At 72.8% G+C, this 7,865-nt stretch carries 8 protein-coding genes; 4 read left to right on the top strand and 4 right to left on the bottom strand.

Annotated features, from left to right (window positions below):
- Window positions 1–35: 35 nt before the first annotated feature.
- Genes AAG827_RS21605 through soxR form a run of 3 tightly spaced genes read right to left on the bottom strand, consistent with a single transcriptional unit; the run spans window position 36 to window position 3,517 of the window.
- Window positions 36–1,262: a DUF4032 domain-containing protein gene (locus tag AAG827_RS21605; RefSeq protein ID WP_341928272.1), complete on the bottom strand. Its 1,227-nt coding sequence runs from the start codon at window positions 1,260–1,262 to the stop codon at window positions 36–38.
- A gap of 9 nt (window positions 1,263–1,271) precedes the next feature.
- A complete protein-coding gene (locus tag AAG827_RS21600) occupies window positions 1,272–3,089 on the bottom strand; it encodes a glycoside hydrolase family 13 protein (RefSeq protein ID WP_341928271.1) in 1,818 nt (605 codons plus the stop codon).
- Window positions 3,086–3,517: a redox-sensitive transcriptional activator SoxR gene (gene soxR, locus AAG827_RS21595; RefSeq protein ID WP_341928270.1), complete on the bottom strand. Its 432-nt coding sequence runs from the start codon at window positions 3,515–3,517 to the stop codon at window positions 3,086–3,088. Before soxR ends, AAG827_RS21600 begins: the two co-directional genes overlap by 4 nt.
- 95 nt (window positions 3,518–3,612) lie before the next feature.
- Between soxR and AAG827_RS21590 the strand changes: the two genes are divergently transcribed.
- The gene (locus AAG827_RS21590; protein ID WP_341928269.1) at window positions 3,613–4,098 is read left to right on the top strand and encodes a nuclear transport factor 2 family protein; all 486 of its coding nucleotides are present in this window, start codon (window positions 3,613–3,615) and stop codon (window positions 4,096–4,098) included.
- A complete protein-coding gene (locus AAG827_RS21585; protein WP_341928268.1) occupies window positions 4,095–4,838 on the top strand; it encodes an SDR family oxidoreductase in 744 nt (247 codons plus the stop codon). Before AAG827_RS21590 ends, AAG827_RS21585 begins: the two co-directional genes overlap by 4 nt.
- Before the next feature lies 1 nt (window position 4,839).
- On the opposite strand, the gene AAG827_RS21580 is transcribed toward AAG827_RS21585, so the two are convergent.
- A complete protein-coding gene (locus tag AAG827_RS21580; RefSeq protein ID WP_341928267.1) occupies window positions 4,840–6,084 on the bottom strand; it encodes an MFS transporter in 1,245 nt (414 codons plus the stop codon).
- Between the two features lie 82 nt (window positions 6,085–6,166).
- Here AAG827_RS21580 and AAG827_RS21575 point away from each other — a divergent pair, with 82 nt between their 5' ends.
- Window positions 6,167–6,829 carry a thiamine pyrophosphate-dependent enzyme gene (locus AAG827_RS21575; protein ID WP_341928266.1) on the top strand — a complete coding sequence of 221 codons (663 nt, stop codon included), beginning with the start codon at window positions 6,167–6,169 and terminating at the stop codon, window positions 6,827–6,829.
- Window positions 6,829–7,719 carry a transketolase gene (locus AAG827_RS21570; RefSeq protein WP_341928265.1) on the top strand — a complete coding sequence of 297 codons (891 nt, stop codon included), beginning with the start codon at window positions 6,829–6,831 and terminating at the stop codon, window positions 7,717–7,719. The genes AAG827_RS21575 and AAG827_RS21570 overlap by 1 nt, the downstream gene beginning before the upstream one ends.
- Window positions 7,720–7,865 lie beyond the last annotated feature (146 nt).

Below are 7,865 nucleotides of genomic sequence, written 5' to 3'. Positions count from 1 at the left end.
TCGCTGGCTGCGCAGCAGGTCGAAAACGTCCCACACTATCCCTCCGGATCGTCGGCGGAGGTGACCGCGACCGCCTCGTCGGGGCGGTGCTTGAGGACGGTCTCGAGGTAGTCGGCGGCGGTGTCGAAGATGCTGATCTCGCGCCCGGCGCGCTCGGAGAGATACCACCGGTGGACCAGGATCTCGTGGAAGATCTCGGCCGGCTCGAGCTTGCCGCGGCCCTCGGCCGGGACCATGGCGATGATCGGCTCGTAGATCCGGGTGAGCCACCGGTTGGCGACCAGGCTGCGGTCCTCCCGTCCCAGGTCGAAGTGAGCGGTGAACGACGCCAGGTCGTTGAGCAGTCGACGGGCCTGGGCGTCCTCGACGTGCAGGCCGGTGAGGGCCTGGAGCTCGCGCTGGTGGTGGCCGAGCTCGACGACCTTGGGCTGGATGCGGACCCGGTCGCCGTCGAAGTCGGTGACGATGTCGAGCTCCTCGACGTCGAAGCCGAGGTCGTTGAGCCGCTCGACGCGCTGCTCGATGCGCCACAGCTCGCCCGCGCCGAACTCCTCCTCGGCCGTGAGCTCGTCCCAGAGCAGGTGGTAGCGGTCGGCCAGGAGGGTGACGATGTCGTGGGCCTCGAGCTCGTGCGTGAGGGAGTTGCTGGCCTGCAGGTCGAGCAGCTCGGCGAAGACGTTCTCCGTGGCGATGGTGAGGTCGTACTCCCGCATGTTGGCTGACAACGTCGGCTTCAGCTCGCCGGTCTCCGCGTCCACGAGGTAGGCGGCGAACCCGCCGGCGCTGCGACGGAAGAGCACGTTGGACAGCGACACGTCGCCCCAGAAGAAGTCGGCCAGGTGCAGGCGCACGAGCAGGACGACGAGGGCGTCGACGAGCGAGGGGACGTTGTCGGCGCTGAGCCCGTGGGCGAAGAGGCTGCGGTAGGGCAGCGAGAAGCGCAGGTGCTCGGTCAGGAGGGTGGCCGGCAGCTCCTCCCCGTCGGGGTCCAGGCGCCCGGTCACCACACCCTGGGGTACGACGGCGGGCAGGCCCAGGCGCTGGAGGTCGCGGAGCAGGCGGTACTCCCGGAAGGCGATGTCGTCGACCGTCTCCTTCACCGCGTAGGTGCGCTCACCGAGGCGGATGATCCGCACGACGTGCCGCGACAGGCCGCGGGGGAGCGGCACGACGTAGTCGTCGGTCCACTCCTCCAGCGGCGTCGACCAGGGCAGTCCGAGGAGCGCGGGGTCGGGCCGGTTGGCCACGATGTGGAGCGCCATGGCGCCAGGTTAGTGCTCCGGCTCCTCGACCACGGCCCAGACCGTGACGCCGGGTCCGCTCGCGAAGGGGCCGACCGGCTCCTCGGTCGAGACCAGGGGCTCGCCGAGCACGAGCGGCAGGTCGACCGCCGGTCCGGCCGCGCGGCGCGCCACGACCAGCACCGTCCCCTGCGGGTGCTCGCGCAGGAACATCAGCGCGTCGTCGTCGACGTGGGCCCAGCGCAGCCCACCTCGCCGCAGGGCGACGTGGGCGGTGCGCGCTGCCGCGAGTGCGGCGTACGACGTCAGCGTGGTGTGGTCCCACGTCTCCGGGCGGTCCCACGGCATGGTGCGTCGCGCGTCCTCGCCGAGCACGCCCTCGAGCCCGATCTCGTCGCCGGCGAAGACCATCGGCACGCCGGGCAGGGTGAACTGGAGCCCCGCCGCGACCCGGTGCTGCACGGGGTCGCCGACCACGGTGCGGATGCGGGCGCTGTCGTGGGAGCCGAGGATGTTCCAGGACGCGCAGGTGGCGCGCCAGCCGTAGCGGCCGCCCCACTCGTCAAGGCTGCGACGCACGGCGGGTCCGCCGCGCCGCGGCACGGGCACGGGCCGTCCGAAGGGACGCGCGGGGGAGTCGGGGTCGCGCAGCCAGGACCACACGGGCCAGGAGAAGCCGGAGTAGTTCATGGTGCCGTGCCAGCCGTCGCCGGGCAGGTCGGTGGAGGCGTCGTGGTTGTGCTCGCCGATGACCAGCGCGTCGGGGCGCTCGGCCTGGGCCGTGCGGCGCAGGCCGCGGGCGACCGCGTGGTTGACGTCGAGGTCGGCGAGGCGGCCGGTCATGTTGGCGACGTCGATGCGCCAGCCGTCGACGCCGAACGGCGGCCGCAGCCAGCGGGCCACGACGCTGTCGGGGCCCTCGGTCATCGCGGCGCGCAGCTCGGCGACGGCGTGGTTGAGCTTGGGCAGGGTGTGGTGGCCCATCCAGGACTCGTAGTCGCCGTGCGCGCCGAAGTGGTACCAGCTGCGGGTGGGGGCGTCCTCGTCGGCGACGGCGAGGTGGAACCACTCGTGGGTGTCACCGGTGTGGTTGGTCGTGAGGTCGCCGAGCAGCCGCCAGCCGCGTGCGTGGACAGCGCGGCTGAGCCGGGCGTAGGCCTCGTCGCCGCCGAGCAGCGGGTCGACCCCGTCGAAGGTGGAGGCGTTGTAGCGGTGGTTGCTCTCGCCGGGGAAGACCGGGGTCGTGTAGAGGATCGTCGCGCCGACCTGCGCCACGTGGTCGAGGTGCTCGACGACGCCGTCGAGGTCGCCGCCGAAGAACTGGATCGGGGTGCGCGGGTCGCCGGGCTCGAAGGCGACCTCGTCGTCCCACTGCGCCGGGACGGCCCAGTCGGGGGTGGCGCGTGAGTCGGCGGCCGCCGAGCGGGCGAAGCGGTCGGGGAAGACCTGGTAGACGACGCCGTCGCGACCCCAGTCGGGCGGTGCGTCGTGGGAGGTGAGCCGGAAGTCGAACGCGTCGGGGCCGTCGTGCTCGATCACGCCCGCGGCGGTCAGCCACCGCTGGGCCGCGTCGCGGCCGGTGCCGTGGGCCAGCAGGAAGCGGTAGTGGGTGACCGGGTTGTGGAGCGGCAGCTCCCCGGCCCACCACACCGAGTCGCCGGCCCGCTCCTCGACGCGGCACGGGTGGAAGACCGGCTCGGCGTCGTACGTCGTGCGGATCCAGACCGCCTCGACGGGGTCGTCGGCGTGGGTGCGCAGCCGCACCGTGACGAGGGAGCCCGGGCGCGGGTGCTCGTCGGCGACGTAGAGGGGGGAGCCGTCGTGGTGCGGCTCGTGCAGGAGGCTCACGGCTCCAGCCTGACAGCACCCGTGCCGTGCTCCGCAGCCTCGTCCCCCGGGTTGTAGAGCGCGCAGCTGCGCAGGCTCAGGCAGCCGCACCCGATGCACCCGTCGAGGCGCTCGCGCAGCAGCTCGATGCGACGGATCTGCTCGTCGAGCCGCGGGCGCCACGCCCTGCTCAGCCGGTGCCAGTCGGCCTTGGTCGGGGTGCGCCCGTCGGGCAGCGTCGCCAGCGCCTCGGCGACCTCGTCGAGGGTCAGCCCGACCCGCTGGGCGGCGCGGATGAAGGCGACGCGGCGCAGCTCGGACTGCTCGTAGCGGCGCTGGTTGCCTGTCGTGCGCCGGGAGTGGACCAGTCCCCGCGACTCGTAGAAGCGGATGGTGCTCGTGGCGACCCCGGAGCGCTCCGCGAGGTGGCCGATCGTCAGCTCTGGCACCGCTCCAGCCTGGCGGGACCTCAAGGGGACTTCAAGTCGACGGCAGCCGAGGACAGACCTAGAACACGTTCTAGTTGCCTGATAGGGTCCGGCGCGTGCCCCTCAGTGACGGAGACCGGATCCGCAGTCTCCTGGGCACCTACTGCCACCTCATCGACGCCGGTGACGTCGCGGGGATCGGTCGGCTGATGGCCGACGCGACGCTGCGCACGCTGGACGGCGCCACGATCGCGACGGGGGCCGAGGAGGTCGCTGCGCTCTATGCCGGGCTGGTCGTGATGCATGAGGACGGCACGCCGGGCACGCAGCACGTCGTCACCAACACCGCCTTCGAGGAGCCGGCGCCGGACGGGTCGGTGACGGCCCGCTCGTCCTACGTCGTCCTCCAGGCGGTGCCGGACCTGCCGCTCCAGCCGATCGTGACCGGCACCTACGTCGACACCTTCGACCAGGACGGGTCGGGCCGGTGGCGCTTCCGCGAGCGCCGCTTCGGGATCGGCCTCCAGGGCACCCTCGCCCACCACCTCACCGCACCACCGCCACCGCCCACACCACCGAACGCACCAGGAGCCACCGCATGAGCCAGACCCCCACCGTCGCGCCCGGCCCCGACCAGCGCGTCGTCGTGATCACCGGCGCCGCGTCGGGGATCGGCTTCGCGACCGCGGAGCTCTTCCGCGACCTCGGTGACGTGGTCTACGGCCTCGACGTCAACGCGACCGTCCCCGAGGGCGTCACCTACGTCGAGTGCAACGTCGGGTCCAAGGCCTCCGTGGACGCCGCGATCGCGCGCTGCGCCGAGCACGGTCGCATCGACGTGCTCGCCAACGTCGCCGGCATCGTGCAGTTCGGCCGCTTCGAGCAGATCACCGAGGAGGAGTACGACCGCGTCCAGGCCGTCGACCTCAAGGGGCCGTTCCTCCTGATGCAGGCGGCGATGCCGCACCTCAAGGCATGCACCGGCAACATCGTCAACGTCTCCTCGGTGGCGGGCAACGTCGCCCAGCCCTACGCGACGGCGTACGCCGCGGCGAAGGGTGGTCTGACCCAGCTGACGAAGGCGCTGGCCCTCGAGCTGTCGCCCGACAACATCCGGGTCAACGCGATCTGCCCCGGCACGGTCGACACCCCGATCGTGTCCCACGTGGCCAGCATCTTCCCGCCGGACCTTGACGCCCGCGTCTCCGACCGGCTGCTGATGATGCTGCCCGGTCGGGCGATCTCGCCGGCGGAGATCGGCTCGGCGATCGTCTACCTCGCCTCGAAGGACGCCCGGATGATCACCGGCTCCGTGCTGGCCTTCGACGGCGGCATGAGCTGACTCAGCGAGACGGCAGCTGGTCCTCGACGTAGGCCGGGCGGGCGACCGCCAGGCCCACCAGGAGCAGCGGCACGCACAGCCCGATCAGCACCAGCAGGGGCACGGTCCACCCGCCCGTCAGGTCGTGCAGGAGCCCGATGCCGAAGGGGCCGACGGCGGCCAGCAGGTAGCCCACCGACTGGGTGAAGCCCGACAGTGCCGCCGTGCCGGCGGGGGTGCGCGAGCGCAGCCCGATCTGCGTGAGGATCAGCGGGAACGTCGTCGTGCCGGTGCCGATCAGCACCGCCCAGACCCAGGCCCCGTCGTAGGGCGCGAGGATCATGCCGGTGTAGCCGACCGGGTAGCACAGCACCACCGCCCAGACGATCGGGCGCTGGTCGGCCCGCCGGGCCGCGAGGGACGGGATGACGAAGGAGAGCGGGATGCTCACCCCGGTGATCACGCCGAGCAGGAGGCCGGCGGTCGCGGCGGAATGGCCGGCGTCGCGGAAGATCGCGGGGAACCAGCCGAAGATCGCGTAGGCCTGGAGCGACTGGAGGCCGAAGAAGAGCGCCATCAGCAGCCCGATCCGGGTGCGGGCGACGGCCGCGAGCCCGACCGCGACGTGACCGGGGCCCGGGTCCTCGTCGCTGCGCCGGTCGTGGCCGTCGCGCACCAGGGCGATCCAGGGCAGCGCCGCGACAGCCGCCGTGAGCGCCCAGACGGCCAACCCGTCGCGCCAGTCGCCGGCGGCCTCGCTGATCGGGACGGTGGCCACCGACGCCAGCGTCAGACCGCAGGCGAGGGCCGTCGAGTAGAGCGAAGTGAGCAGCCCGACCCGGTCGGGGAAGTGAGCCTTGACCAAGGACGGCAGCAGCACGTTGGCGGTCGCCATGCCGCCCAGGGCCAGCAGGGAGAGGGCCAGGAACGGCGCGACGGCGTCGGCCCGGCTGCGACCCCAGAGCCCCACGACGACGCAGGCGAGAGCCAGCAGCGTGAGCCGGTGGCTGCCGACCAGGCGGGAGAAGCGCGGGGCGAGCGCGCCGAAGACCGCGAACGCCAGCACCGGCAGCGACGTGAGGATCCCGGCCTCCGTGCCCGACATGCCGAGCCCGGTGCGGATCTCGTCGAGCACCGGCCCGACGCTCACCGCGGCCGGCCGCAGGTTGAAGGCGAGCACGACGATCCCGACCAGGACGAGGCTGCGCGAGGCGAGGCTGCGCGAGGCGAGGTCGCGCGAGTGCGAGGAGGGGGAGCCCGAGGTCACCGATGCAGTGTTCCAGGCCGCTCGCGATCGGCCGCACGCGAGTCCTTGACCTCAACCTCGCTTGAAGTTGCACGGTGGTCCCATGACACGGACGACGAGCCTGATGAGCCTGATGACGGGCGACGAGAAGCACTCCGCCGCCGCCACCTCGACCCTCGACGTCCTGCGCGTGCTCTACGAGCGCGTCCTCGACGTCACGCCCGCGACGGTGTCCGACCCGCACCGTGACCGTTTCTACCTCTCCAAGGGCCACGGGCCCATGGCCTACTACGCCGTACTCGTCGAGCAGGGTTTCGTGCCCGAGTCCTGGCTGCGCGACTGGGGCGCCTACGACTCCCCGCTCGGCCACCACCCCGACCGCAACCTGGTGCCCGGGGTCGAGATCTCGTCCGGCTCGTTGGGCCACGGCCTGCCGCTCGCGGTCGGCACCGCCCTCGGCCTGCGCGCGCGGGGCATCGACTCCCGGGTCGTGGTGCTGGTCGGGGACGCCGAGCTGGACGAGGGGTCCAACCACGAGGCGGTCGCGCTCGCGGCCGCGCTCGGACTGGCCGCCCTGACGGTGGTGGTGATCGACAACCAGTCGTCGTCGTACGCCGTCCCGGGACGCATCGAGGCCCGCTTCGCCGTCGAGGGCTGGCACGCCACCACGGTGGACGGTCGTGACCACGACCTCCTGGAGAAGGCGCTGTCGCACCGCGAGGTCGACCGCCCCACCGCGGTCGTCGCTCGGCTGGAGGGCCGGTGATGGACGCGCGCACCCAGTTCGCCCGGACCACCGCCCACCTCGTCGACGACGACCCCTCGATCGCGGCCGTCTACGCCGAGATCTCCGGGCAGCTCCTCGCCGACGTCGAGCGGCGCCACCCCGACCGGGTCGTCAACGTCGGCATCCGTGAGCAGCTGCTCGTCAGCGTCGGAGCGGGGATGGCCCTGGCCGGGCTGCGACCGGTCGTGCACACCTTCGGCTCGTTCCTGGTCGAGCGCGCCTTCGAGCAGGTCAAGCTCGACTTCGGCCACCAGGACGTCGGGGGAGTGCTGGTCGGCTCGGCCGGCTCCTTCGACATCGCCTCCGGGGGCCGGACCCACCAGTCACCCGGGGACATCGCCCTGCTCGACACCCTGCCCACCATCTCCCTGCACGCGCCGGGCAACGCCGCGGAGACCGACTCGACCCTCCGGGCGGTCGTGGCGGGCTCGGGCCTGCACTACGTCCGGGTCGTCGGACAGACCAACGCGCTCACGCACCCCTTCGCCCCCGGCCGCTTCCACGTCGTACGACGGGGCGCCGGCGCCACGGTCATCGCCCTCGGCCCGGTGCTCGACGCCGTCCTGGCCGCGACCGTCGGACGCGACGTGACGGTGCTCTACGCCAGCACCGTGCGGCCCTTCGACGCCCCTGGTCTGCGGTCGGTCCTCGGCTCGGGCGACGTGGTGCTCGTGGAGCCCTGGCTGGCCGGGACGTCAGCCCGGCACGTGGCCGACGCCCTGCGCGACGTGCCGCACCGGCTGCTGGCGCTCGGGGTCGCCCGCGAGGAGCGCCGCCACTACGGCACGGCCGAGCAGCACGTGGCCGCGCACGGTCTGGACGCGGCCGGCATCGCCCGCTCGCTGTCGGACTTCCTCGCGCCGCGATGACCAGCCAACCTCCACACGGGCTATGGCGCGACGTCGTACGCCGTCAACGTGCCGGGCGAGGGGGGCCCACCGTCGTCGAGGACGGTCGGCGGGTGCAGCTCAGCACCACCGGTCGCACGGTCGTGCTCCCGGCCGTGGTCGGGGGG

The sequence above is a fragment of the Nocardioides psychrotolerans genome (genome assembly GCF_943371775.1).
Lineage (GTDB): Bacteria > Actinomycetota > Actinomycetes > Propionibacteriales > Nocardioidaceae > Nocardioides > Nocardioides psychrotolerans_A.
This window is presented reverse-complemented; position numbering and strand designations above follow the sequence as displayed.